The 23389-nt window shown below is 67.3% G+C and carries 23 protein-coding genes and 1 tRNA gene; 12 read left to right on the top strand and 12 right to left on the bottom strand.

Features of this window, described 5'->3' with window-relative positions:
• Positions 1-47 precede the first annotated feature (47 nt).
• From DMB37_RS12570 to DMB37_RS12560, 3 genes are all read right to left on the bottom strand, one after another.
• Positions 48-989: a threonine/serine dehydratase gene (locus DMB37_RS12570; RefSeq protein ID WP_135232850.1), complete on the bottom strand. Its 942-nt coding sequence runs from the start codon at positions 987-989 to the stop codon at positions 48-50.
• An 8-nt stretch (positions 990-997) separates the two neighbouring features.
• Positions 998-2389 carry a bifunctional lysylphosphatidylglycerol flippase/synthetase MprF gene (locus tag DMB37_RS12565; RefSeq protein WP_135232849.1) on the bottom strand — a complete coding sequence of 464 codons (1392 nt, stop codon included), beginning with the start codon at positions 2387-2389 and terminating at the stop codon, positions 998-1000.
• A 212-nt stretch (positions 2390-2601) separates the two neighbouring features.
• Positions 2602-3372: a dienelactone hydrolase family protein gene (locus DMB37_RS12560; RefSeq protein ID WP_135232848.1), complete on the bottom strand. Its 771-nt coding sequence runs from the start codon at positions 3370-3372 to the stop codon at positions 2602-2604.
• A 228-nt stretch (positions 3373-3600) separates the two neighbouring features.
• Between DMB37_RS12560 and DMB37_RS12555 the strand changes: the two genes are divergently transcribed.
• Entirely contained in the window at positions 3601-4104 is a 504-nt protein-coding gene (locus DMB37_RS12555) for a hypothetical protein (RefSeq protein WP_135232847.1), read from the top strand.
• A 106-nt stretch (positions 4105-4210) separates the two neighbouring features.
• Positions 4211-4960, top strand: a complete 750-nt coding sequence (locus DMB37_RS12550; protein WP_135232846.1) for a helix-turn-helix transcriptional regulator — start codon at positions 4211-4213, stop codon at positions 4958-4960.
• A 27-nt stretch (positions 4961-4987) separates the two neighbouring features.
• On the opposite strand, the gene DMB37_RS12545 is transcribed toward DMB37_RS12550, so the two are convergent.
• The 3 genes from DMB37_RS12545 to DMB37_RS12535 form a co-directional block, all read right to left on the bottom strand.
• Complete coding sequence (locus DMB37_RS12545; RefSeq protein ID WP_135232845.1) at positions 4988-5389, bottom strand: VOC family protein; 402 nt, start codon at positions 5387-5389, stop codon at positions 4988-4990.
• Positions 5390-5443: 54 nt separating this feature from the next.
• Positions 5444-5857 carry an arsenate reductase ArsC gene (locus DMB37_RS12540; protein ID WP_135232844.1) on the bottom strand — a complete coding sequence of 138 codons (414 nt, stop codon included), beginning with the start codon at positions 5855-5857 and terminating at the stop codon, positions 5444-5446.
• A gap of 530 nt (positions 5858-6387) precedes the next feature.
• Complete coding sequence (locus DMB37_RS12535; RefSeq protein WP_135232843.1) at positions 6388-7299, bottom strand: oxygenase MpaB family protein; 912 nt, start codon at positions 7297-7299, stop codon at positions 6388-6390.
• Between the two features lie 123 nt (positions 7300-7422).
• On the opposite strand from DMB37_RS12535, the gene DMB37_RS12530 reads away from it, so the two are divergent.
• Positions 7423-8175 (top strand): Sir2 family NAD-dependent protein deacetylase, encoded by a 753-nt coding sequence (locus DMB37_RS12530; RefSeq protein WP_135232842.1) that lies wholly within the window; start codon positions 7423-7425, stop codon positions 8173-8175.
• Positions 8176-8181: 6 nt separating this feature from the next.
• On the opposite strand, the gene DMB37_RS12525 is transcribed toward DMB37_RS12530, so the two are convergent.
• Positions 8182-9480: a D-arabinono-1,4-lactone oxidase gene (locus DMB37_RS12525; RefSeq protein WP_135232841.1), complete on the bottom strand. Its 1299-nt coding sequence runs from the start codon at positions 9478-9480 to the stop codon at positions 8182-8184.
• A 53-nt stretch (positions 9481-9533) separates the two neighbouring features.
• Positions 9534-10205, bottom strand: a complete 672-nt coding sequence (locus DMB37_RS12520; RefSeq protein ID WP_135232840.1) for a TetR/AcrR family transcriptional regulator — start codon at positions 10203-10205, stop codon at positions 9534-9536.
• A 117-nt stretch (positions 10206-10322) separates the two neighbouring features.
• Here DMB37_RS12520 and DMB37_RS12515 point away from each other — a divergent pair, with 117 nt between their 5' ends.
• Positions 10323-11822: an MFS transporter gene (locus tag DMB37_RS12515; protein WP_135232839.1), complete on the top strand. Its 1500-nt coding sequence runs from the start codon at positions 10323-10325 to the stop codon at positions 11820-11822.
• A gap of 66 nt (positions 11823-11888) precedes the next feature.
• On the opposite strand, the gene DMB37_RS12510 is transcribed toward DMB37_RS12515, so the two are convergent.
• On the bottom strand, positions 11889-13046 hold the full coding sequence (locus DMB37_RS12510; RefSeq protein ID WP_240772371.1) for a lipase family protein: 1158 nt from the start codon (positions 13044-13046) through the stop codon (positions 11889-11891).
• Between the two features lie 294 nt (positions 13047-13340).
• Between DMB37_RS12510 and crcB the strand changes: the two genes are divergently transcribed.
• The 7 genes from crcB to DMB37_RS12475 all read left to right on the top strand — a co-directional run bounded on the left by crcB (position 13341) and on the right by DMB37_RS12475 (position 19521).
• The gene (crcB, locus tag DMB37_RS12505) at positions 13341-13817 is read left to right on the top strand and encodes a fluoride efflux transporter CrcB (protein WP_370465368.1); all 477 of its coding nucleotides are present in this window, start codon (positions 13341-13343) and stop codon (positions 13815-13817) included.
• Positions 13814-14158: a DUF190 domain-containing protein gene (locus DMB37_RS12500; RefSeq protein ID WP_240772370.1), complete on the top strand. Its 345-nt coding sequence runs from the start codon at positions 13814-13816 to the stop codon at positions 14156-14158. Before crcB ends, DMB37_RS12500 begins: the two co-directional genes overlap by 4 nt.
• Entirely contained in the window at positions 14155-14517 is a 363-nt protein-coding gene (locus DMB37_RS12495) for a CrcB family protein (protein WP_107658790.1), read from the top strand. Before DMB37_RS12500 ends, DMB37_RS12495 begins: the two co-directional genes overlap by 4 nt.
• 47 nt (positions 14518-14564) lie before the next feature.
• Positions 14565-16205, top strand: a complete 1641-nt coding sequence (pgm, locus tag DMB37_RS12490) for a phosphoglucomutase (alpha-D-glucose-1,6-bisphosphate-dependent) (RefSeq protein WP_135232836.1) — start codon at positions 14565-14567, stop codon at positions 16203-16205.
• Positions 16198-17670, top strand: coding sequence for an MFS transporter (locus DMB37_RS12485; RefSeq protein ID WP_370465367.1), 1473 nt, complete (start codon positions 16198-16200; stop codon positions 17668-17670). Before pgm ends, DMB37_RS12485 begins: the two co-directional genes overlap by 8 nt.
• 238 nt (positions 17671-17908) lie before the next feature.
• The gene (locus DMB37_RS12480; RefSeq protein ID WP_135232835.1) at positions 17909-18610 is read left to right on the top strand and encodes a thioredoxin domain-containing protein; all 702 of its coding nucleotides are present in this window, start codon (positions 17909-17911) and stop codon (positions 18608-18610) included.
• Positions 18611-18717: 107 nt separating this feature from the next.
• The gene (locus DMB37_RS12475; RefSeq protein ID WP_135232834.1) at positions 18718-19521 is read left to right on the top strand and encodes an SAM-dependent methyltransferase; all 804 of its coding nucleotides are present in this window, start codon (positions 18718-18720) and stop codon (positions 19519-19521) included.
• A gap of 367 nt (positions 19522-19888) precedes the next feature.
• On the opposite strand, the gene DMB37_RS12470 is transcribed toward DMB37_RS12475, so the two are convergent.
• The gene (locus DMB37_RS12470) at positions 19889-21346 is read right to left on the bottom strand and encodes a DUF222 domain-containing protein (RefSeq protein WP_135232833.1); all 1458 of its coding nucleotides are present in this window, start codon (positions 21344-21346) and stop codon (positions 19889-19891) included.
• Positions 21347-21468: 122 nt separating this feature from the next.
• On the opposite strand from DMB37_RS12470, the gene DMB37_RS12465 reads away from it, so the two are divergent.
• A tRNA-Ala gene (locus DMB37_RS12465) sits at positions 21469-21541 on the top strand.
• Between the two features lie 180 nt (positions 21542-21721).
• Here the strand turns inward: DMB37_RS12465 and DMB37_RS12460 are convergent.
• Both DMB37_RS12460 and DMB37_RS12455 read right to left on the bottom strand, forming a co-directional pair.
• Complete coding sequence (locus tag DMB37_RS12460) at positions 21722-22954, bottom strand: DUF6545 domain-containing protein (protein WP_135232832.1); 1233 nt, start codon at positions 22952-22954, stop codon at positions 21722-21724.
• Between the two features lie 3 nt (positions 22955-22957).
• Positions 22958-23329: a hypothetical protein gene (locus DMB37_RS12455; protein WP_135232831.1), complete on the bottom strand. Its 372-nt coding sequence runs from the start codon at positions 23327-23329 to the stop codon at positions 22958-22960.
• Between the last annotated feature and the right edge of the window lie 60 nt (positions 23330-23389).

Genomic DNA, 23389 nt, shown 5'->3' with positions numbered 1-23389 from the left:
CGTCGGTCGCGCGACCGACGGCCGCGGACTGAGTGGCGCGGAAGTGCCTAGGTCGCCAGATCGGACGGGTCGGTATTCGCACCACACACCACGACGCACACCTGCTCGCCGGGCTCGGGCCGGTAAGCGGGCTGGTCGCCGAACACGGCGGCAAGTGCTGTCCCGGCACCGTATTCGACGGCGAGGCGGCGGTCTTCCCAACTGGCGCGGCGGGCTGCGACGATGTCCGCGTCGTCGACGAGCAGTGAGACGACGTCGTAGTTCTGCGCGGCATACAGCGCCAACTCGGTGGCCCGGCGCGCACCGAGGGAGTCGGCGGCGATCGAGTCGACGTCGACATCGACAAGCTGACCCGCCTCGATCGACGCATTGAGCGCACGGCAGTACCTCGGTTCCACCGCGACCGTCCGCACACCGTAATGGGCTGCGGCGGTGGCTACTCCAGCGAACAGACCGCCGCCACCGACGGCGACCACCACGGTGTCCAGGTCGGGCAGCTGTTGATGGATCTCGGCCATCAGCGTGCCCGCACCCGCGGCGATGAGCGGATTGTCGTAGGCATGGGACAGCAAAGCGCCTGTCGTGGCGGCGAATTCGCGACTGGCCGCGAGCGCGTCGGCGTACTGCGTGCCGATCAGCGTGACCTCGGCGCTGTAGGAGCGCAGGCGGTCCACCTTCACCTTCGGCGCGGTGGTCGGCAGGAACACGGTGGCGCGGACACCCTGTTCGCGGGCGGCCCACGCGCACGCCAGCCCGGCGTTGCCGCCGGAGGCGATCGTCACGCCCGCACCCGGCAGCGTGCCGTTCTCCTGGTGTGTCAGTAGGAAATTCAGCGCGCCGCGCGCCTTGAAGCTGCCGGTGTGCTGCATCGACTCCAGGGCCAACCACAACTGTCCCGCGCCGTCGTCGGCGGAGGCGACGGCGACCGGCCGAACTCGGCCTGCCACCCGCGCGACGGCGGCTTTGATATCGGTGTGGGTCAGTTCCATCGGCTTCCTCAGTGTTCGCGGCGGTGCGGTGCGAACTCCAGGGTAAGCAGCGCGGCGGCGGCGATGACGACCTCGCGCCAGCGGATCAGCACATACCGCTGGTCCGACAGCGCGTGGAACTTGCGCAGGAATCGATACAGCGACTCCAGTCGGATCAGCGGATCACCGAGGTGCACAAGCACATAGATGAGCTTCGCGGTGCGCGACTTGTGCTTGTCGGCGAAGAGCTCAGGAAAGGGCGCGAATGCCAACGAGATCCGGTGGATGTCGTGCTCGCGGGCGTAGTCGACCAGGTCGATGATCATCCGCTCGTCCAGGCCGTTCGGCGCGTCCTTGCGCCGCCACGGCACATCGAGGCTCAGTTCGCGGCCCCGGTTGGACATGCCGTAACGCTGGAAGCCGGACAGCGTTCCGTCCGCGTCCTTGGCCATCACCACCAGCATGTTCGGGTTCCGCCCGTCCAGCAGGTGATCGAGGATCATCGAGAAGCCGCGCGTCTGCCTGCCCCTGCCCCATTCGTCGACGATGGCGAGCAGGCCGTCGCGTTGCTGATCGGTGAGCGCGGACTCGTCCACGATCTTGGTGGTGACACCGAAATTGCGGGTGCGGCTGACGGCTTGGCGCAGATTGCGGTAGTGCCTGCCGACCATGGCGAAGTCGTCCACCTCGATGACCACGTCGCGACCGATCGGGACGGCATGCAGCCCACGGTGTTCCAGCGCGCGGCGCCGCCACAGCTCGGCCAGCGCCGGGCTGGCGCCGAGCACCGCGACGCGCCAGCCCTGGTTGACCGCGAAATCGGAGAACTCCGTGAGCAGTTCGGGGAACGCCGCGCGGTCACCGATCGGGTCGCCCGCCACCACGGCGATGCCGAAGCGGGTCCGGTAGCCGATCGCCGCAGTCGAATTCGAGTTGAAGAAATAGGTTTTCGAGGAATGCAGCGCGAACGGGGCCAGCGGGTCGCGTTCGGTGCGGCCGACCAGTTCGGCGACGCGATAGAGCTGGTCTGGCTGTGGCTTGCTCGACTGCGGCAGCACCAGGATGAAACCGCTGGCGGCGAGCAGCACGAAGCCGTAGCCCGGATGTTCCGCGCGGTAGGCGAGATGGGCGATCGCCAGCACCAGGATGGCGACCGTGAAGTGCGGCAGGGTGATCGGGCGCCGCAGATGCAGGCCGCGGGCCACGAAGACGCCGGCCACCGCGATACCGAGGAACCACGCGTGATCCGGCCCCTCCTGCGCCGCCGGGTGCGCCGCGTACACCAGCAGCACGCTGACGATCAGCGCGACGCCGATGAAGACTGGCCGGGTCGTGGTGGTGGTCGTCAGGGCTGCTTGGCGGTACCCGGTAAAAGCCGAGTAGCGCTGCGTCGCGGCGGCCGCGCCCTGGTCGTTACCCACGCGGATACTCCGCCCCGCCGTCGCGTTCCTCCATCCACACCAGCTCGGCCATGTGGTCCTCCCGATGATCGCCTGCCGACAACACTATGCGGAACCAGCGGTTCCGGGGATAACGCCCCCCGTAAACCGGCCGGTCGGTCGTGTGACGGCACAGCCGGCCCCGTGGCTGGAGTCGATACCGCCTCCAGCCGAAACATCGGATGATAGGGCCTTTATTCCGTGTCGAAGGCGCGACCGAGCAACGCCAGGAGATCGTGCAGGTGACGCTGGTATGCGTCCTCTTGATAGGTAGGCGTATCCCGCATGGTGAAACCGTGTGCGGCGTCCGGATAGGTGACCGACGTGTAGCGCACGCCGGCCTTGTCGAGGGCCTGTTCGAGGTGGGTGATCTGCTCCGGCGGCATGGACGAGTCGTGGTCGGCGTGCGCGATGAACAGTTCGGCGGTGATGTCGGCCGCGTTGTGGTGCGGGCTGTCCGGCCGGTCGTCGGCGGCGAGGAAACCACCGTGGAAGCTGGCCGCCGCGGCCACCTGCGCGCCGAACGTCGCCGCGGTGCGCAGCGCGAGCCTGCCGCCCATGCAGTAGCCCGTCGTCGCGAGCGCGCCCGGCGTCACCAGCTCGTTGCCGGACAGCCAGGCGAGGTAGCCGTGCGCGTCCTGCATGGCCTTGTCGGGCGTGAGGGCCTCGCGTATCGGCGCCAGCGCGGTGAAGAACTTCGCCTGGGCATCCGACTCGCTGAAGTCGGGCATGGGCAGGACCGGTGCGCGACCGGACCGGTAGAAGATGTTCGGCGCGAGCACGGCGAATCCGTGCGCCGCAATGGTTTCCACCATCTCGCGCAACCATGGCCGCAGGCCGAACGCATCGGGGTAGAACAGCAGACCCGGATGCCTTGCGCCGTCGTCGGGATGGGCGAAGTAGGCCTCGGCGGTGCCGTCGGGCAGGGAAATTTCGACCGCGTGGAACATGACAGGTGAAGTCATCAGGCGAGTCTCCGTGGGTAATGCGGACAACGAACGAGCCAACATTACTCCGGCAAATTACCGAATAAATTGGCGGTTTTCGGGCGCGTGTAGTCTCCATTCGACTCCGAAGTTGTCATGCTCTGTCTATTGGCGGCGTGCACGTGGTCAGGATGCGCACACCGCGGTGTTCGATCGCTGATCCGTACCAATCGCCTGGAGAGTGGGCGCGACGAGAGGGTTTGACCTGTGAAACTGATCTGGGTGTTGGTTCCGGCGCTGGTCGCACTCGTAGCGGGGTGCTCCGATGACAAGTCGGCGAGCCAGGAATCGACCTCGTCGAGTAACGCGGCGACATCCAGTTCGCCCGAGACCACACCGGCTTCCGGCGACGACAGCGAAACCGGCGGTGGCGTGCGGATCGCGCTCGGCGAGACCAAAAAGGTCGCCGTACCCGCCGACGCCGTGATGGATATTCGGGTGCCCGCCGACTGGGGTCAGGCCGCAAATGAGTTGCGCTGCACCGTGGTCGACAGTTCCGGCCGGAACGAAGACCTGCGGTCCTCGGACGTGAAAAAGACCGAATCGGTGAATGGCAAGGACTGGATGACGGTGTGGACGTTTTCCGCGGCGCCGATCGGTGATGTCACGGTCGGCTGCAAAGACCCGGAATCGAAAATCGCTGCCGCGCACCCCGATGCGTTCGTTCGCGTCGTCCCGCGCGGAGTAATGCCGGTTCCCGCCCAGCGCTGACCCGTTTTCCGGCGCCAGCGGTGGGACCGTGCCTACGGGCGATTCCGGGCACGGGATTACGTCGCCGGCGGCAAAGCGTGTCAGCGGGCGGAGGTAGCGTCGAGGAGTGGACGAGTCCTGGGATGGGCGGGGGTATCGGGAGCGGCCGTCGCGGTTCGAGCGGGCGGTGGTGTGGACGCGCACGGTGACCGGCGCGGACACCGCGCTGCCGGTGTTGCCGGACGGCTGCATCGACCTGCTGTGGGTGGATGGGGCGCTGAGGGTCGCCGGACCGGACACGCGAGCTTTCCGGCCGGTCGCGGCGATCGGGACACGGTATGTCGGGCTTCGGTTCGCGCCGGGGACAGCGCCCGCGTTGCTCGGAGTGCCTGCACACGAACTGCGGGACCAGCGGATCGAACTCGCCGATGTCTGGGCATCGGGGACGGTGCGGCGGCTGACCGAGCAACTCGGCACCGCCGACGATCCGGTCGCCGCGCTGGAACAGATCGCGCTGCGGCGGGCAGCCGAGGTGGCGCCCCCCGATCCGGTACTGCCGAAGGTGGTCGCGGCGTTGGATGCGGGCTGGTCGGTGGCGGCGACCGCCGAGGCAGCAGGGTTGAATGCCCGGCTGCTGCACCGGCGTTCGCTGGCCGCGTTCGGGTACGGACCCAAGACCCTGGCTCGGGTGCTGCGGATGCAACGGGCGCTGGCGCAGGCGCGTCGGGGCAGGTCGTTCGCCGATATCGCGGTGTCGACCGGGTTCGCGGACCAAGCTCATCTGGCGCGCGAGATGCGTGATCTCACGGGAATGCCGTTGGGGCAGGTGCTGAGTCGGTCTGCCGAGGCGCGAGAAGGGCTGTCGCTGGTCGGCTGACCGCCGGGTCCCTGGCCCGTGGGCTGCTCAGTCGGTGGCCGGAAGCGCGGCGTAGAGGTCGATGCCGTTTCCGTCCGGGTCCAGGACCACGGCATAGCGCTGCCCCCAGAACGTATCCCACGGCTTCATCTCACCGTGGTAGCCGGCCTCCACGAGGGCGGCGTAGACGGAGTCGACCTCGTCCGGGTCGGCGCAGCGGAAGGCGAGTCCGATGCGACCCGCGCTGCTCGGGGGTTCCCAGTCGGCATGGAACGACTTGATGGTGGCCTCGGTGTCGAGGGCCAGCCGGAAACCGTTGGGCAGGGCCGCTTCGGCGTGCGGCGCCTCTTCGGAACCCGCGGGGAAGTCGAGACCGAGGCGGCGGTAGAAGGCGACCGAGGCGCTCATATCGGTGACAACGATGCCGATGACGTCGAGTTGTGGAGTCATACCCGCACGGTAGTCAGCCGCGCCCGGCGCAGTCTTGAACGAATCGGACAGCGTTCAGCGGGCCAGCGCGGGGACCAGTTCGGCGATCAGGTTTTCCACGAGGATCCGGATGCGGTCGCGGATCGTGCGGACCACGTCGATGGTCTGGCCGGACGGGTCGGGGAGCACCCAGTCGCGGTAGCTGATGCCGGGGAAGAACGGGCAGGCGTCACCGCAGCCCATGGTGACCACCACATCGGAGATGCCCACCGCGTCCATCGTCAGCGGCTTCGGGGTGCGGCCCGAGATATCGATGCCGACCTCCGCCATCGCAGCGACCGCCGTCGGGTTGAGCGTGGCGGCAGGCGCGCTGCCCGCGGTGCGGACCTCGATCCGGTCGCCGGCGAGCGCGCTGAGAAACCCGGCGGCCATCTGCGATCTGCCCGCGTTGTGCACGCAGAGGAACAGCACGCTGGGCTTGTGGGGCATAGAAGCGCCTTTCGATGAGCGGAGCCGAGCAGGGTGTCTGTGCTGCCAGATAAGGGTTATCCGGCGTGTTGGGGCCGAAACGCTGTCGAAGCGTACGGGATACGTATACCAGCGCGGCGAAGATCGTTACTGCGGACAGGTGCTCGTCCGCATTGACACCTGTTCTGGGTCGGGCGCGTTACAGGTGCTTGATCTTGAAAAGTGTTGTTGCGCAGTGCATATGGGAAGCGTCAGCGATCTGCGCGGCGTATCGGGCGTGGGGCTCGAGCGAAGACCACTTTCGGACTGGACGGTTTGTCATAGCTGCGAGGCCCCGCTCGGATGGGGTGATCGAGGGCTGCTGAGAGATGTTGGCGCACAACGGCTTATGTCGGCGCCGCAGGTCAGGCATTCATACTGGTCGGTATCCGGAGCTGGGCCCGAGTGTGCGAGCAGTCGAAGCGCAGAGTTTCGCGAGCTCCTGAAAGCCGCTGCTGCACAACAAAAGGCGCTACGGCCGGGGTGGCCGCAGCGCCGTCGACGCCGAACGCTCAGATCGGACGGAAATCGATCATCTTGCGCAGCCGCGCCCGATCCCGCTCGAGCCGCCGCGCCTCATAGGCGATCGGGAAGTACCGCACGCGTTCCGGCAGCAGCGGCACCGCCCGGGCGAGCACCCAACCGAGCGCCCGCAGCTTGCGCTCATCGGACTCGCTCCAGGTCAGCCCGAGCTTGCGCCGGGCGACCTCGGGCGTCGTGCCCACGGTCACGAAGTACTGCATTCGCCCGACCGGTGCGATGGCGCGGCGCCAGAGCGGCGCGAGAACGCGCGGCAACTGCTTCGGTGGCGCGACGGACCGGATCACCCGCAGATAGTCGTGGGCGGTGCCGGTGGCCTCCAGGTGGTTGGCCACCATGTCGGCGAAGAACGTCTCGAATTCGGCGTAGCTCGCCGGAATCTCCTTGGGCGCCACCGAGAAGTTGCGCATCAGCTGCACCATCTCCTGGTAGACCGCCTCTTTCTCCGCCGGGGAGAGCGGGTTGCGGGCGAAGTACTTCGCGTTCTCGGCGAAGGCGAACGTCCCGGTGTGCAGCACCCAGGCCCACGGCCCCGAGGACAGTGCCGTGTGCCGGACACCGTGCGCGTCGGTGGTGTTGAGCGAGGCGTGCATGGTGCGCAGCCGGTCGGCCTCGGCGATGGCCTCCTCGCCGCCGTAGATCCACATCATCACCGAGGCGATGCTGCGCAGTGCGCGGCCCATCGGGTCGGTGCGGAAGGTGGAGTGCTCGTCGACCACGGCGGAGATGCTCGGCTCCATGGTTTGCAGGAGGAAGGCTGAACCGGCGGTCAGCGAGAAGGTGATCAGTCCGGTCTCGTCCCACAGGCGGGTGCCCGGCGCGAACGGACGTCGTGGTGGAAGCGTTCGGGCGCTGGTGGATTCGAGGGCGGCGGACGCGGTCATCGTGATCTCCTTTGATCAGCACCTCTAAAGCGATGAGATGATAACTGTAACATTCTCTCATCGTCTTGCGTAGGGTGAACGACGCAGTGGTTCAGTGCTGCCATGCGCCCTAGGCTCGGTGCTATGACGAGCGAGTGGCGCCGCCGCGACGGCCGCATCGGAGTGCTCACCGGGGCGGGCATCTCCACCGACTCCGGCATTCCCGACTTCCGCGGCCCGCGTGGGGTGTGGACGAAAGACCCGATCGCCGAACTGCTCTCGACCTACGACAATTACCTGGCCGATCCGGACCTGCGGCAACGCGCGTGGCTGGCCCGCCGCGACAATCCGGCCTGGCAGGCGCGCCCCAACGCCGCGCACGCCGCGCTGGCCGAATTGGCGCAGGCCGGTCGCGCGGTCACCATCATCACCCAGAACATCGACCGGCTGCACCAGCGCGCCGGTTTCCCGGACGACCGGGTGATCGAGATCCACGGCAACATGTTCGAGGTGGTCTGCGTCGAATGCGTCTACCAGACGACGATGGCGGCGACGCTCGATCGGGTCGCGGCGGGCGAGGCGGATCCGCCGTGCCCGGACTGCGGCGGCGTGCTGAAGTCGGCGACCATCATGTTCGGCCAGCAGATGGACCGCCGCACCATGATGAAGGCCATGCTCACCGCGCAGACCAGCGATATCTTCCTGGCGATCGGCAGTTCGCTCCAGGTCGAGCCCGCGGCCTCGATGTGCGCGATCGCGGTGGAGAACGGGGCCGATCTGATCATCGTCAACGCCGAACCCACGCCGTACGACTCGATGGCCACCGAGCTCGTCCGCGAACCCATCGGCACCGCCGTGCCGCGGCTGGTCGCCGAGATCCTCGACGGCCGCGCGTAACTCGGGTCAGTCGACCGGGCCGAGGACGCGGTCCAGATAGCCGTTGCTGAACCGGCCCTTCGGGTCGAAGCGGCGGCGCACCTCGGCGAAGCGGTCCCAATCGGGGTAGCGCCCGCGCAGTGTGTCCGCGGTCTGGAAGTGCCGTTTGCCCCAGTGCGGCCGCCCGTTGTACTTGTCGAACACGGCCTCGCAGGCCCGGAAGTACGGTTCGTAGGCCATGCCCCGGTACTGGTGCACGGCGATATAGCAGGTGTCGCGCCCGGTGGCGGGGGATAGGAACGCGTCGTCGGGCGCGACCCAGCGGACCTCGATCGGCATCGGCGTATCGAATCTCGTGGATAGTTCTTTGATCTCACGGATCGCCGCCGCGGAGTGTTCCCGCGGGATCGCGTACTCCATCTCGGTGAAGCGAATCAGGCGCGGGGACGCGAAGACTCGGTAGGAGCGGTCGACCTGGCGGCGGTAGCTGCCCGCGTACGCCGCGCCCCGGTGGATCAACGGCACTAGCCGCGGCTGCCAGCGGCCCAGCTTGCACAGCGCGTCGAAGGTGTAGTTCGACATCAGCATGTCGGCGAACCAGTCGACCGCTTTGCCGCGCGGCTGCTCCGCCAGTTCGACGGCGTTGTTGCGCTTGGTCATCGCCACCGGGCTGTGCGCGAACATGTAGAACTCGAAGTGGTCATTGGTGTCGATATGGGAGTCCAGATCGGCCAGGACGTCCTCGACGGGGACCGGCCGCTCGATCCCTTCGAGCACGAACGACGGCACCAGTTGCAGCGTCGCGGCGGTGACCACGCCCAGTGCGCCGACGCTGACCCTGGCCGCGCGCCAGCCCTCCGGATCGGTCTCGGCGTTCAACTCGACCCGGCTGCCGTCGGCGAGCATCAGTTCGATGGAATGCAGTGCGGCCGAGAGATTCTGTAGGGCGCCACCGGTGCCGTGGGTGGCGGTGGCGGTGGCCCCTGCCACGGTCTGCACGTCGATATCGCCCAGGTTGGGGAAGGCGAGGCCGTGCTCGTGCAGGGCGTTGCTCGCGGCGTTGAGGGTGATGCCCGCTTCGACCCGGACGCGACCGGTGGCGGCGTCCACGTCGAGAACCCGGTTGAGGTTGCGCAGGTCGAGCAGCACTCCATCGGTCAGCACGGCGTCGGTGAACGAATGTCCCGCGCCCGCGACGCGCACGGTCTGACCGGCGTCACCGGCCCGGCCAAGCAGCTCGGCGACCTCGTCGGCGGTGCGCGGGGTGGCGATGGTCGCCGGCGCGCACTGTTGATCCCCAGCCCAGTTCACCCACGAGTTGGTCATGTGTCCAACTGTAGGGGATCTGTGTGTGATCTGCGCTACCTATAACGCAGTTGTTACCTTCGGCGGCCTCCGCACGCGCCCTTGGCCTGCTCTACCTCGGAGTCGTTCAGTGGCGGCACCAACAGCTGCTGGGGTGGGGTGCCCTCGGCGCGCACGCCGTTGAGGACGATCGCCATGTAGCGCTGCCAGACGTCCGGGTTCACCGGCCTGGCGAACTCGGCGATGCCGTCGACCATGTGGATCAGCGCGAAGAAGTCCGACGGCTCGATGCCGGGGGCGAGCACGCCCGCCTCGCGGGCCCGGTCCACAATCGCCGTGACGGTCGGCTTGATCCGGTCGCGGACGACGACGAACCGGTCGATGTCGTCCTCCAGTTCGAGCATCACCTCGCTGAAGCCCCGGTTCTTCGCCATGTGTCTGCAGGCATATTCGAAGAACTCGACGAGTCCGAACCAGGGATCGGGATGCCGGTAGGCGGTGTCGGCCGCCTCGGCGAACTCGCCGATGCTCTGCTCGAAGACCTCGGTGATCAGTTCTTTCTTGTTGGCGAAGCGGCGATAGACGGTGCCGACGCCCACGCCCGCCCGTTCGGCGACGTCATCGAGGGTGATCTCGAGTCCGTGATCGGCGAAGAGCTCGCGCGCGGCGGCGATGATCCGCTGCTGATTTCGCGCGGCGTCGGCACGCAGGCGGCGGGGAGGAGAGACGGCCGTGGCGTGATTCACACCCACATCCTATCAAGTATCGGGATTAAGCGGAGGCGTTCTCTCCGTTATGGTGGTAGCTTCTAACGGTAACCGGAGGCGTCAACTCCGCATCAAACCTTGAGACAAAGGGGACAAATGACTACCACGTTCGACCGTGGGGCACCCGCCCCCGAAAAAACGGATCAGGGCCGTCGCGGCTCGCACGCCCTGCGTTGGTGGGTGCTCGCCGTCCTCGGCGTGGCGCAGCTCATGGTGGTGTTGGACGCCACCGTCGTCAATATCGCACTGCCTGCCGCGCAGCGCGACCTCGGCTTCAACGACGGCGACCGCCAGTGGGTGGTCACCGGTTACGCACTCGCGTTCGGCAGCCTGCTGCTGCTCGGCGGACGACTCAGTGACCTCTTCGGTCGCCGCAATACTTTCATCATCGGCCTGATCGGCTTCGCGGGGGCCTCCGCCGTCGGCGGCGCGGCAACCAGCTTCGAAATGCTGGTCGCGGCTCGGGTCGGGCAGGGCGTGTTCGGCGCGCTGCTGGCTCCGGCCGCCCTGTCGCTGCTCACCGTGACCTTCACCGAACCGGGTGAACGGGCCAAGGCCTTCGGCATCTTCGGTGCGGTCGCCGGTGCGGGCGGCGCGATCGGCCTGCTGCTCGGCGGCATGCTCACCGAATGGGCGAACTGGCGCTGGGTGATGTTCGTCAACCTGGCCTTCGCCGCCGTCGCGCTGATCGGCGCGGTGCTGCTGCTGGCCAAGCATGTCACCACTGATCGACCCAAGCTCGACATCCCCGGCACCGTCGTGGTGACCGCTGCGCTGTTCGGCATCGTGTACGGCTTCTCGCACGCGGAATCGACCAGTTGGACCAACCCGGTGACGCTGAGCTTCCTCATCGGTGGCGCGGTGCTGCTCGCGGTGTTCGCCTGGTTGGAGACGCGGGTCGCACACCCGCTGCTGCCGCTGCGCATCGTGCTGGACCGCACCCGCGGTGGATCGTTCCTGACCGTGTTCATCATGGGCATCGGGATGTTCGCGATCTTCCTGTTCCTCACCTACTACATGCAGCTGAGCATGGGCTACTCGCCGATCAAGACCGGCCTGGCGTTCTTGCCGATGGTCGCGGCGATGATCGTCTCCTCCACCACGGTGCCCTCGCTGGTGCTGCCCAAGGTCGGCCCGAAGGTCGTGATGGCAGGCGGCTTCCTGATCGCCGCGGGCGGTATGGCCTGGCTGACCCAGATCGGCCTGGACACCGGCTACACCTCGCACATCCTGCCCGCGCTGATCCTGCTCGGCCTCGGCCTCGGTGGCGCGATGTCGACCGCGTTCCAGGGTGCGACCTCCGGGGTGCACCACGAGGACGCGGGCGTGGCCTCGGCCATGATCAACACCAGCCAGCAGGTCGGCGGCTCGATCGGCACGGCGCTGCTCAGCACCATTGCCGCCTCGGCAGCCACGAACTACCTGTCCACCCGCACGCCGGACCCGTTGACCGTGGCGCAATCCGCAGTGGAGAGCTACACCACAAGCTTCTGGTGGGCGACCGCGATCTTCGTGGTCGGCGCGGTGATCATGGCGGCGCTGATGCCGAACACGGTGCCGGAGCCGTCGGAAGGCGAGCCGGTGCTCGCGCACTGACGTTCCGCTCGAACGACACAACGCCCCCGTTCAACGGTGAACGGGGGCGTTGTGCTGTGTGTGCGGTCAGCAGTTGCTCGGGGCCGGGAGGCCGGCGAAGCGGTCGCCGAGGTAGTTGAAGGCGTTCACCGAGCCCGGGGCGATCGCGGTGCCGTGGTCGGCCCCGGGGATTATGTCGAGCTGGACGCGCACGCCCTCAGCGCAGTACCGGCCTGCGACGTCGCGCACCAGCTGCGGGGAGACCTGATCGGAGCCGCCGTGCCATTCGTAGATCGGGGTGCGGGGGACGCCGGGGTAGATCTCGATGCTGTTCTCGTGCAGGATGCGGACGACGGTGGGGTCGGCGTCCATCGGGCCGTTGAAGACATCGCTGAAGCTCTTGTTCGCACCAGCATTGATGATTTCGTTGGTGCAGGCGTTGGCGATCTGGTCGCGCAGGGCGAAGCCGGCCGGGTTCAGGATCCGGTCCATCTGCAACTCGCCGGGGTATTCGCGCTCCAGGCCGATGGCGGCCGCGAAGCCGAGTCCGAACAGCGGGCTCCGCTGCATGCCGACGTCTTGGGCCAGCTTGCCGATGTTCATCGGGACGCCGCCCTGGGCCGCGCCGACGATCGGCAGCTCCGGCGCGTACTCGGGGGCGAGGGCCGCGGCGAATCCGGTCGCCATGCCGCCACCGGAGTAACCCGCCATGCCGACCGGACTACCCGCGAGATCGGCTGGGCCGAAGCGCTTTACGGCACGGATGCCGTCGAGAGTCAGCCTGCCGCCGAGGCGCGCGGCACCGTAGGCGCTGGTCGGGCCGAGATGATCGGGCACCGCGACCGCCCAGCCCCTGGCCAGCAGCAGGTTCAGCGCGGGCGCCTCCTGCATGGTGCCGTTGAAGATGCTGTGTGAGGGCGCGCACTGCATGCCGAGTGAATTGACGAACGGCTGGTACGACACGATCGGCCTGCTCATGCCGCCACCCGGCGGCAGCAGCAGCGTGGTCACCGCGCCGATCGGTTCGTCGGCCGAGTTGGTCGACCGGTACAGCAACTGCCATGCCGTGGCGCCCGGAAAACCGGCCGCGGGCACCGCCCTGCTGCGCATCACGTCGCCCGGCTGGAAGTTGGCGACGTCCGGCGGCGCGTTGTAGAAGCCGTCGCCGTCGGCGGCCGGATAGAGGGGTGCGGCCCCTGCGGGGGCCAGGTGACCGAGCCCGGCCGCGGCCGTCGCGAGTGCCACGATCGAGAATCGACGCAGAGTCCGGCCGACGGCTAGCCGCCGTCTGCCGTGGGTTTGCTGATGCCCCGGTCGGCGAGCTGCCGCCGTCTCCGGGTGCGCATTCGGTTGTGCCCGCTGTGCCGCCATCGTTGCTCCGACCTGAGTAAGGGGTGAATGGAGACGACTTCGGCCAAACCTTCAGGCCATTCGTACGCGGAACTCGCGCGGATGTCAATGAACAACGCTGTTCGTAGGGTCTCGACATGCGGGGTCCGGCGGACCGTACCGCGCGGTTCAACCGATAACATTGCGCAGGTGGCGTTCGGCGCGGGAGATCAGTGGGTGCGGCGCACCCCGCTCGTCGAACCGATGCTGCTCGCGGTGATCTCGGTCGGCGGTGGCCTCGGCGCGGTGGCCCGCTACGGCCTCGGCGTGTGGTGGCCCGTGCACGACGGGCACGTCCCCTGGTCCACGCTCACCGTAAATGTCGTGGGATGCTTTGCTATCGGGATTCTGATGGTTCTGAGCACCGAGGTGTGGGTAGCCCACAGACTGCTGCGTCCCTTTCTCGGTATCGGAGTGCTCGGCGGCTTCACCACGTTTTCCACCTACGGTCTCGAGATTCGTAGACTGCTCGAATCGGGCGCCGCGGTACCGGCGTTCGGCTATCTCGGGGGAACGGTGGTGGCGGCGCTGGGGGCTGTCGTGCTCGGCATCGGCCTGGCACGGTGGACAACTGGCATGGCTCGGCAGTCAACGGCAACGGCAGGACGGAAGGGGGCCAGGCGGTGATCGGTGCAGCGGGACAGTGGCAGCCTGCGGCGCGGCTGACGGTGCTGCTCGACGAGGACGACAAATGGCGGCACACGCCGCTGTACCACGAGATCGTCCGGCGCGCCCGCGACACCGGACTGGCCGGCGCGAGCGTGTGGCGCGGCATCGAAGGCTACGGCGCGTCCTCGCGCATCCACACCACCCGCATCCTGGACATGGCCGACCATCTGCCGCTGATACTGATGCTCGTCGACGAAGCCGACCGGTTGCGTTCGTTCGTCGAGCAGAACGCCGAACTGTTCACCACCATCAACGTCGCGCTCTCGCCACTGGAGCTGTGGCAGGGAGCCGCCCGATGACAGTCCTGCTCGTCGTGCTCGGCGGGATGCTCGGCGCGCCCGTTCGGTACCTCGTAGACCGTGTCGTATCAGCACGTTTCGATTCTCTGCTGCCGCTGGGCACGCTGACCGTTAACATTGTCGGTTCGGCGCTGCTCGGTGGATTGATCGGCGCGGGTGCGGGCAACTGGCTGCTGGCCGCCGCCGGTACGGGTTTCTGCGGCGCGCTGACCACGTTCAGCACGTTCGGTTACGAGACGATCCGGCTGGTGACGGACGGCGCTTACGCCTACGCCGTTGGCAACGTCGTGATCAGTGTCGTGGCCAGCCTGACCGCGGTCTTCGCCGCCGCGTCGACGACGCAGTGGTTGTGGACATGATCCTGATGACGAGCAGGGCACAGCCGATACGGAAGGGAGACCCGAGCATGGCCCATGATCGAGCCGGGCGTGTCGCGCGTCCCACCGACCTGGAAGACATCGCACATCTGGTCACGGCGTACTACAGCCGGATTCCGGATCCGTCGGATCCGGCACAGCAGGTGGTTTTCGGAACGTCGGGACATCGCGGCTCCAGCCTGGACACCGCGTTCAACGAGGCGCACATCCTCGCGATCACCCAGTCGATCGTGGAATACCGTGCGACCCGCGGGATTACCGGGCCGGTGTATCTGGCCAGGGACACGCACGCGTTGTCCGAACCCGCGCTGGTCACCGCGCTGGAGGTGCTCGCGGCCAACGACGTGACCGCGATGATCGACGCCCGCGACCGGTACACCCCGACGCCCGCGCTGAGTCATGCTGTGCTGCGCCACAATCGGGGCGGCACCAAGAACCAGGCCGACGGCATCGTGATCACCCCGTCGCACAATCCACCCCGCGACGGCGGCTTCAAATACAACCCGCCGCACGGCGGTCCGGCCGACAACACCGCGACCGACGCCATCGCCGCGCGCGCCAACGAACTGCTGCGCAGCGGGCTCAGCGGGATCAAGCGCACCACGCTGCAACACGCGCTGGAGACCAACGTGCAGCGCTACGACTACCTCGACCACTACATCGCCGACCTGCCGAATGTGTTGAACCTGGACGCGATTCGCGGCGCGGGCATCCGGCTCGGCGCCGACCCGATGGGCGGCGCGAGCGTCGACTACTGGGAGGAGATCGGGCAGCGCTACGATCTCGAGCTCGAGGTCGTCAACCCGTTCGTCGACCCGACCTGGCGTTTCATGACGCTGGACAGCGACGGCAAGATCCGGATGGATCCCTCCTCGCGCTACGCGATGGCCTCGCTGATCGCGATCAAGGACGACTACGACCTGTCCACCGGCAACGACGCCGACGCGGACCGGCACGGCATCGTCACCCCCGACGGCGGGCTGATGAACCCGAACCACTTCCTCGCGGTCGCCATCGAATATCTCGTCGCGAACCGGATGGGCTGGGACGCGCTCACCAAGATCGGCAAGACCGCGGTCACCTCGTCGATGATCGATCGGGTGGTCAGCGTGCTCGGCCGCGACGTGCACGAGGTGCCGGTCGGCTTCAAGTTCTTCGTGCCCGGATTGTTCAGCGGCAGCCTCGCTTTCGGCGGCGAGGAGAGCGCGGGCGCGTCGTTCCTGCGGATGGACGGCACCGTGTGGACCACCGACAAGGACGGCATCCTGCTCGCGCTGCTGGCCGCCGAGATCGCCGCGGTCACCGGCCAGAGCCCGTCGGCCCGCTACGTCGAACTCGAACGCCGCTACGGCAGTCCCGCCTACGCGCGGATCGACGCGGCCGCCACGACGGAACAGAAAGCGTTGCTCGGGAAGTTGACTCCGGACATGATCACCACCAAGGAGATCGCCGGTGAGCCCATCACGTCCGTGCTCACCAGGGCGAAGGGCAACGGCGCGCCGCTGGGCGGGCTCAAGGTGACCACCGAGAACGCGTGGTTCGCCGCCCGCCCGTCCGGCACCGAGGACAAATACAAGATCTACGCGGAATCGTTCCACGGTCCCGAGCACCTCGCGCAGGTGCAGGCGGCCGCGGAGGAAGTGGTGGGACAGGCGCTATCCGGTGAGTAGTAGATCGTCGGCAGTCGGCAAGGCACGGTCCAACGGCCGGGCGGAGCCACTGCCTATCGAGATCTGGGTGCTGGTCGGCGGCGCGTTCGTCATCGCCATCGGGTTCGGCCTGGTCGCGCCGGTGCTACCACAATTCGCGCGCAGCTTCGGGGTGGGCGTCGCGGCGGCCTCGGCGATCGTGAGTGCGTTCGCATTGATGCGGTTGCTGTTCGCGCCGGTGAGTGGCCGGTTGGTGCAGAAGCTGGGGGAGCGCTCGGTCTATCTGGGTGGGCTGCTGATCGTCGCGGTGTCGACAGGCGCCAGCGCGTTGGCCCAAAGTTACTGGCAGCTGATGGTTCTGCGGTCGCTCGGCGGGATCGGGTCGACCATGTTCACGGTGTCGTCACTGGCGCTGGTGATCCGGATGTCGCCGCCCGCCGCGCGCGGACGGGTGTCCGGGTTGTGGTCGACCAGCTTTCTGATCGGGTCGGTCAGTGGGCCGCTGGTCGGCGGGGCACTGTCCGGACTCGGGTTGCGCATGCCGTTCGTGATTTATGCGGTCGCCTTGCTCGCGGTGACCGTCGCTGTCTATCTGGCGCTGCGGAATTCGCAGCTGGCCGCGCCGGAACCCGTTGGCGGCGTGCGGATGATGTCGTTCGGGGAGGCGTGGGCGCGGCCGGAGTATCGGGCGGTGCTGTGGTCCAACTTCGCCAACGGGGCCGCGGTGTTCGGTGTGCGGATGGCATTGGTGCCGTTGCTCGTGGTCGAGGTGCTGCATCAGACGCCGGGGATGGCCGGGGTGGCGTTGACCGTGTTCGCGGCGGGTAACGTCGCGGTGCTTTTCCTGGCGGGCCGCTACTCGGATCGGTGGGGGCGCAAACCGTTTTTGATCGTCGGGTCACTGGTGTGTGCGCTCGGCACGGCCGGTCTCGGCATCTCCGACACGTTGCCGTGGTTGCTCATCACGTCGTTCGTGGCCGGTCTCGGGGCCGGTATGTTCACGCCGACTCAGCAGGCTGCGGTCGCCGACATCATCGGTCCGAACGCTCGTGGTGGGCCGGTGCTCGCCGGGTTCCAGATGGCGGCGGATCTGGGTACCGTGCTCGGTCCGGTCGCGGTGGGCGCGCTGGCGCAGCAGGCTTCTTATGGCCTCGCCCTCGCGGTCACCGGCGCGCTGCTTGCGGTGGCGGCCCTCGGGTGGGCGGTGGTGCCCGAGCCGTTGCGTAAGCGCGCGGAGCCTGCGGGCAAGCGTGCGGACGAGGCGGGTGCCGAATGCGAGCATCTCTGCGGACCGGACGGGGCCGATCATCAGTTGATGGCTCGCGATGCTCAGGTCGAGCATGCGGTGAACGATGCGGCGGGTGCGCCGGTGGCCGACAGTCCGGTGCCGGTCGAACCTGTTGTTGCCGAAGGTGAATCCGGGCAAGGTTCTGGACCGGCTGATGTGGATACGGAACCGACTTCGCGTGATTCGATCGCGCGGTAATTGACGGGGGCGTGCGCCGCAGAATGCCGAACCGGCTGTCGTGGACATCGGGCCCTACTGCTCGTGCCGACTGCGGCCGTCGCTTCGGGTCGGGCGCGGGTCGACCGTGGCTGCTGTGCGAGTCCGCGACCAGGTGTGTGGCGCGCCGCACCGGGTGGGGGTTGGCGGTGGGAGTGTGGCCGGGTTGCGGCAGAGTGGTGGGGTGAGCGAATCGCGTTCGAACTACACTCCTCGGCCCATGTCCAGCAAGACCACCTACGCGCTGGGCGCCGTTGCCCTCGCGTTGATCGCGGTGATCGTGATCGCGGTGATCGGCTGGGGGCACGACGAGCCGAGCGTGCGCAATGACGGGTACGGGTCCGCGCACGATCCCGGTGTGCGCGTGCTGCTGGAGCCGGACGGTTCGATCCTGCTCGGCAAGCCCAACGCCCCGAAGACGGTCGACTTCTACGAGGACCCGATCTGCCCCGCCTGCGGCAACCTGGAGCGCATCGCCGGCCAGGAGATCGCGCAGCGCATCGATGAGGGCAAGCTGGCCGTGCGCTACCGGCTGGTGAATTTCCTCGACAACCGTTCGCGGAGCAAGGATTACTCGACGCGCGCGGTCGCCGCCAATCAATGTGTCGCAGAAGGGGGCTCGGGTCCGGTCTACTCGAAATTCCACACCGAGCTGTTCACCACCAAACGGCCGAGCGAGGGCGGCGCCGATCTCGACAATGCCGAACTCGCCGCGATCGCCCGGGTCGCGGGCGCTGCGGAATCGGTGTTGCAGTGCATCTCAACCGGCGCCAGGGTCGAAGCGGCGCGGACCGACGCGACAGCCGCGATGACCGCTCTCGAAGCGGCGCTCGGCAAGTCCGCGGGTACCCCGTCCGTCTTCGACGGAAAGTCCAAAATCGATATCAGCAACGAGGACTGGGTGGACGCGCTCACCCGGTGATGTCGACTTGGTACAGATCGGGCAATAGCGCCACCCGCTATCCAACTACGTCGCTAGGCTTTTCGGTGGCGGTCAGGTGTCCGAGTATCGCGCGTTAGGGATGAGCGATGAAGAATTCCGAGTCGGCACATGTCGAGTTCGACGTGACCAAGCCGAGCATCTCCCGCGTCTACGATGCGATGCTCGGTGGCAAGGACTACTACCCCTCCGATGAACGGGTGCTCGATCATCTGCGCGAGGCCATGCCGGACGTCTACGAGCTGGCCAAACTGAATCGTGCGGTCCTCAAACGCGGGGTGCGCTACCTGGCCGGTACTGCCGGCTTGACGCAGTATATGGACCTCGGGGCCGGGCTACCCACGATGGAAAATACCCATCAGGTCGCGCAGGAACTGCAACCGGACGCCAGCGTCGTCTATGTCGACAACGATCCGATTGTGCTGGCGCACGCGCGCGCGCTGATGAGCTTGAACGGCCGGACCAGTGTCATCACCGCTGACCTACGTGACCCCGAGGGTGTGCTGGCGCATCCGGACGTCCAGCGGTTGATCGACCTTTCCCAGCCGGTGGCCGTCATGCTCGTCGGCATGCTGCATCACCTGCACGACGACGAAGACCCCGAAGGCGTTGTCGACGCGTATCTGGATGCCGTGCCCGTGGGCAGCCATCTGTTCATCACGCATTTCTTACACACCGGCGAGGAATCGCGGGCCTTGGAGAAGTCCTTCCTGGAATTCTTGGGCACCGGACGGTTCCGGACCTACGACGAGATCATCCGCTTGTTCCGCGGCTGCACACTGGTCGAGCCGGGTCTGGTGCCGTTATCGCATTGGCGACCGGACAGCATCGTGCGCGACAAGCTGACCCTCGTCGAAGAGATCATCGTCGGCGGGATAGCCGTCAAGTCCTGAGCTCGGGTGAGGGCTGGTCATTCGGTTGGCTCGGGGGCCGAGCCGACGATCGCGTCGTGGACTCGGCCCGCTCGGCGGGGATATCCGGCTACCCCAGTCGGCCGGACCCCGCCCGCCGAGCATTCGGTTGGTCAGGGGGCCGGACCGTCGCATCCACCACCCGACGGCCCGGCCCGTTCGACGGCGCGGCCCGAATTCCCCCTGGACCGCAGCGCGTCGTTTCGTGGGGCCGAGCCGCCGACTCCACCTGCCGGCGACTCGGCCCGTTCGACGGCGCGGTCCTGCTTCCCCAGTCGGCCGGGACCGCTGCGCGTCGAGTTTTCAGTTGGTCTGTGGGGGACTTGTGTGGTCCCCGCGGTGGTCTCGTTCAGTACGCGGTGTTGAGCACCGGAGTTGTTGTGTCGTCGGGGATCTCGTCCTCCGGCGCGATTCGGCACAGGTGACGGTGGACCAGCGGGTGGCCGCGGAACGGGTAGGCGAGATCGTCCGGGGCGTTGCGTGCGGGCTCGGTCTGCGGTGGGTTGTCGCTCCGGCAGGTGGGCGCGTCGATGTCTTTGTGCGGGAACAGATATCGGGCACCTTCACGCGAGGTGGTGTGCACATCGCCGGTCGGCGTGGTCCACTGCAACCGATCCGGATCGGCCAGCCAGGTTTCCCACGGGACTTTTCTCTTGTCCGCCAACGTCTTCAAGCGATGGTGTCGCGGGCACAGCACCGTCACTTCGGCGCGGGTGGCCGACTCTCGTTGATCCAGTTCGGATTCGGCGGCCGGCATCGTGCACCCCGGGAATCGGCACATGCCGTCCAGCGCCCGCACCTCTCGTTCCAAGCGTGCCGCACGCTCCACTCGTGCCGCCCGTGACCGCGCGACCTGTTCCTTGTCGACCGGTTCATCGGCATCCGGCTGCTCTGGAATCACTTGGAACCGAGCATTTTCCGCGAGCATCCGCGCCAACCCGGCATCGATCGGCCCGTACCCGGCCAGAAACGCGGGTGCGTCCTGCATGCCGAGCAAGCTGTCCGCGGGAATCCCGATCTGAATCAACGGCCGCCGCGGTGCGTCTCCAGTCACCTCCGCCTTCGGACATCGCGCACCGCGGCCACACCCGCACCGCAACCGCCCCGACCCATCGGCCAACGCCACCAGTGCATCGGCCCGCCGCTGCGGCATCGTCCGCGGATCCGCCGCGCACACCTGCGAGCTCATCTCCCGCAGCCGCATCGCCACCGTCTGCGCGCCCGGCGCAGGCAGCACACCGTCGAACACGGCCATACTGTCCTGCAACGCCCGAATCCGCACGTCCCGATCGTCCTGGCGCCGCTCCCGCCGCCGTTGCGCCCCACCGGGATCCAGCCGCGCCGCCCACCGCCGCGCCGCCTGCCGCAGCCGCACCGGCGTGGTCCGCCCCGCCGTCTCCAGCAACCGCGGCTCCAACTCGCCGAGCACGTCCCTGGCGACCGCACGCGTGCTGTCGATGATCACCCGCACCTTCGCCAGGTCGATCCGCCCCGCCGCGAACTCCGCCCGCGTGCGCGGCAACCAATCCTCCAGCGCCAAACCCACATCGATCATCGCCGCTGCAGACCCCTCATCGACCTGCAGCGCCACCGCCGCCTCCGCCGCCGCGAACTCACCCGCCCGCACTCCACCCGGCCCCGGCTCCGCACTCACCGCCCGATGTCGCCGATACAACTCGCGCACCGCGAACACCTCCGCCGCCTGCGCCGCCGCCGAAGCCCCATGTGCCGTCCGAAGGGCCTCGATCAACCCCTCATCGCTCATGGCCTGAAAGTCCAGCACCGAGGAACCGCTTCCTTCGAACATGCGTTCGATTCTACGACCGTCGGCCCCCCGCCGCTACCCCCGATTCAACGCGATTTGGCTGCCACCACACCCGTGGTGTAACTTCGTTCAGGCAGTCAGGGAAACCTGAAGGCAACCCACTCGGGGCTATGGCGCAGCTGGTAGCGCACCACACTGGCAGTGTGGGGGTCAGGGGTTCGAGTCCCCTTAGCTCCACTTTCTATACAGGTCGGGCCCGGCATTGCCGGGCCCGACCTGTTTCATTTGCCACATCCCCCATGTCTCGCCCTAGCGGAGCTTGTCGAGGGCGGCAGTAGAGTCGGGGCTTGCCGTGGCCGCTCGGTGATGTCGGCGCCGGTACTTATCACCGCGGACGTCTGGAGTTTGCAGCTGACGTCACCGAGTCCGCCGATGACTGCCACCGCGGCTCACCAAGGCTTCCGGTCGCTTTGCGGGGTCGGTCGAGAGCAGCTGAATTGCGGGCTGCCACAGGCGAAGCAGTATCGGTAGGTCGGGCACATCCGACCTGCATACGGTCGGTTCGTATGCCGGTTCGCCACCGTTTCCGGCGAGCTGGTCGGCCGCAATGACCAGCTCGGCGACCTGTCGTAGGTGTTCTTGGTCGATCTCGGCGACGGTGGTCTCGATCAGGTCGTCGATGGCGGCAGGCAGGGGACGCACGTATCTGGCGACGATCTGTGCCGCATCGTGGATTTCGATCCGTCGGCGGTGTAGACGCTCCTGCGATGATGCGTTCCAATCGTCGGCCCACTTCGGCCGGAATATGACCTGGGGTGCGGCGGCAGTCAAATCCCGCCAGAGCGGATACAGCCGTCGCGCGGTGCGCGAGTCGCGATCCAGTCGCAGCAGCTGCGCGACGGCCTGTGCCGTGGACCGGGCCGTCACCGCAACCAGCGCGGTGAAGAGAAACAGTCCTGGCTCGCCTGAGGCGAGTCCATCGGAGACGAGGTTGTAGGTGCGCTGCGTCAGCTCGCTGCTGACCCCTGCCGCGTCCAGCGCGGCGGAGACAACGATCGAGCACACGGGGAGAAAGTTGGCGACGCCGAAACACACCGTGGCGACCACCATGATCAATTCCCACCGCGTGGTCGCTCGCCAAGTTATAGCTCGATATCTCAGTGCACACAAGTAGCAAGAAACTACTAGCGGCAGAATCGAATACAACCCGATGTAGGCACCGTATCGCCAACCCCCGTAATCCGCGATCGATGCCATTCCGTGCGCTCGCGCCGGACTGCTCAACGCCAGGAATACGACGCCGACAACCACCGACAGCACGATCACGATCTTGAACCGGATTCGGAAATGCACCCGGCCGTATTCGCGGAACATCACTATCCCGAGTCCGCACGCCCAGGCCGTCACGGTCAGCCAGTGCCAGATATCGAAAACCGTGGGTAGGCCGCCGGGGACAACTCCGGCTATCCGGCGGGCGATGACCGGCTCACGCAGGATGGCTGCTGCCGCATCGAAGCCGAGCACGGTGTTGATCAGGCTGCCGAAAATGGTTGTGCGCGGTGTCAGGACGGGCCGAAGGATCGCGATGGCGACGATGAACACCGTCGCCGCCAACGTGGCCCAGGTCGGCAGGTGGTCGTCCGGCCACATGCACTACAGCTCTCTCATCATCGGGTCGCGGCGTGGTCCGATGCTTCGCGCCCGGGAGCCGATCAGGTTCGCGAACAGCTCCGCTTCATACTCTTCGCTCGAGGCGTAGCTGGATAGTCCACGGGCGGCGATGACTTCGGCGGGGTCGATCTCGTGGTCCAGCGCCAACTCACTGGCCAGTCTCGTCAATTCATCGGTGGGGATCGACGTGTCTTGCCCGTGGCCGAGCAGCATATGACCGACCTCGTGCAGAGCTACGTGCAGCTCTATAGCGGGATCGGACGACTGTCGAAGCAGGATCACGTCGCAGTCCACGCACGCCAGCCACAGCCCGCACAGCCCTACCGGGGCGGTCGGCGGGAGCAGCAATCGCACGATCCGGCGCCCGCGTGTGTGCTCGACCGACGCGATGAACTCCTCGACTGTCCAGTCCGC

This window comes from Nocardia sp. CS682 (genome assembly GCF_004634405.1).
Lineage (GTDB): Bacteria > Actinomycetota > Actinomycetes > Mycobacteriales > Mycobacteriaceae > Nocardia > Nocardia ninae.
Note: the sequence above shows the minus strand (reverse complement) of the source record. Positions and strands in the feature narration are given on the sequence as shown.

What these genes read in the sequence shown, in the direction of transcription:
- DMB37_RS12460 (WP_135232832.1), bottom strand. Translation starts at nt 22,954, where the DNA reads ATGTGGCCGGACGACCACCTGCCGACCTGGGCCACGTTGGCGGCGACG.
- DMB37_RS12540 (WP_135232844.1), bottom strand. Translation starts at nt 5,857, where the DNA reads ATGCCCCACAAGCCCAGCGTGCTGTTCCTCTGCGTGCACAACGCGGGC.
- DMB37_RS12530 (WP_135232842.1), top strand. Translation starts at nt 7,423, where the DNA reads ATGACGAGCGAGTGGCGCCGCCGCGACGGCCGCATCGGAGTGCTCACC.
- DMB37_RS12495 (WP_107658790.1), top strand. Translation starts at nt 14,155, where the DNA reads ATGACAGTCCTGCTCGTCGTGCTCGGCGGGATGCTCGGCGCGCCCGTT.
- DMB37_RS12515 (WP_135232839.1), top strand. Translation starts at nt 10,323, where the DNA reads ATGACTACCACGTTCGACCGTGGGGCACCCGCCCCCGAAAAAACGGAT.
- DMB37_RS12525 (WP_135232841.1), bottom strand. Translation starts at nt 9,480, where the DNA reads ATGACCAACTCGTGGGTGAACTGGGCTGGGGATCAACAGTGCGCGCCG.
- DMB37_RS12560 (WP_135232848.1), bottom strand. Translation starts at nt 3,372, where the DNA reads ATGACTTCACCTGTCATGTTCCACGCGGTCGAAATTTCCCTGCCCGAC.
- DMB37_RS12470 (WP_135232833.1), bottom strand. Translation starts at nt 21,346, where the DNA reads ATGTTCGAAGGAAGCGGTTCCTCGGTGCTGGACTTTCAGGCCATGAGC.
- DMB37_RS12545 (WP_135232845.1), bottom strand. Translation starts at nt 5,389, where the DNA reads ATGACTCCACAACTCGACGTCATCGGCATCGTTGTCACCGATATGAGC.
- DMB37_RS12570 (WP_135232850.1), bottom strand. Translation starts at nt 989, where the DNA reads ATGGAACTGACCCACACCGATATCAAAGCCGCCGTCGCGCGGGTGGCA.
- DMB37_RS12480 (WP_135232835.1), top strand. Translation starts at nt 17,909, where the DNA reads ATGTCCAGCAAGACCACCTACGCGCTGGGCGCCGTTGCCCTCGCGTTG.
- DMB37_RS12535 (WP_135232843.1), bottom strand. Translation starts at nt 7,299, where the DNA reads ATGACCGCGTCCGCCGCCCTCGAATCCACCAGCGCCCGAACGCTTCCA.
- DMB37_RS12475 (WP_135232834.1), top strand. Translation starts at nt 18,718, where the DNA reads ATGAAGAATTCCGAGTCGGCACATGTCGAGTTCGACGTGACCAAGCCG.
- pgm (WP_135232836.1), top strand. Translation starts at nt 14,565, where the DNA reads ATGGCCCATGATCGAGCCGGGCGTGTCGCGCGTCCCACCGACCTGGAA.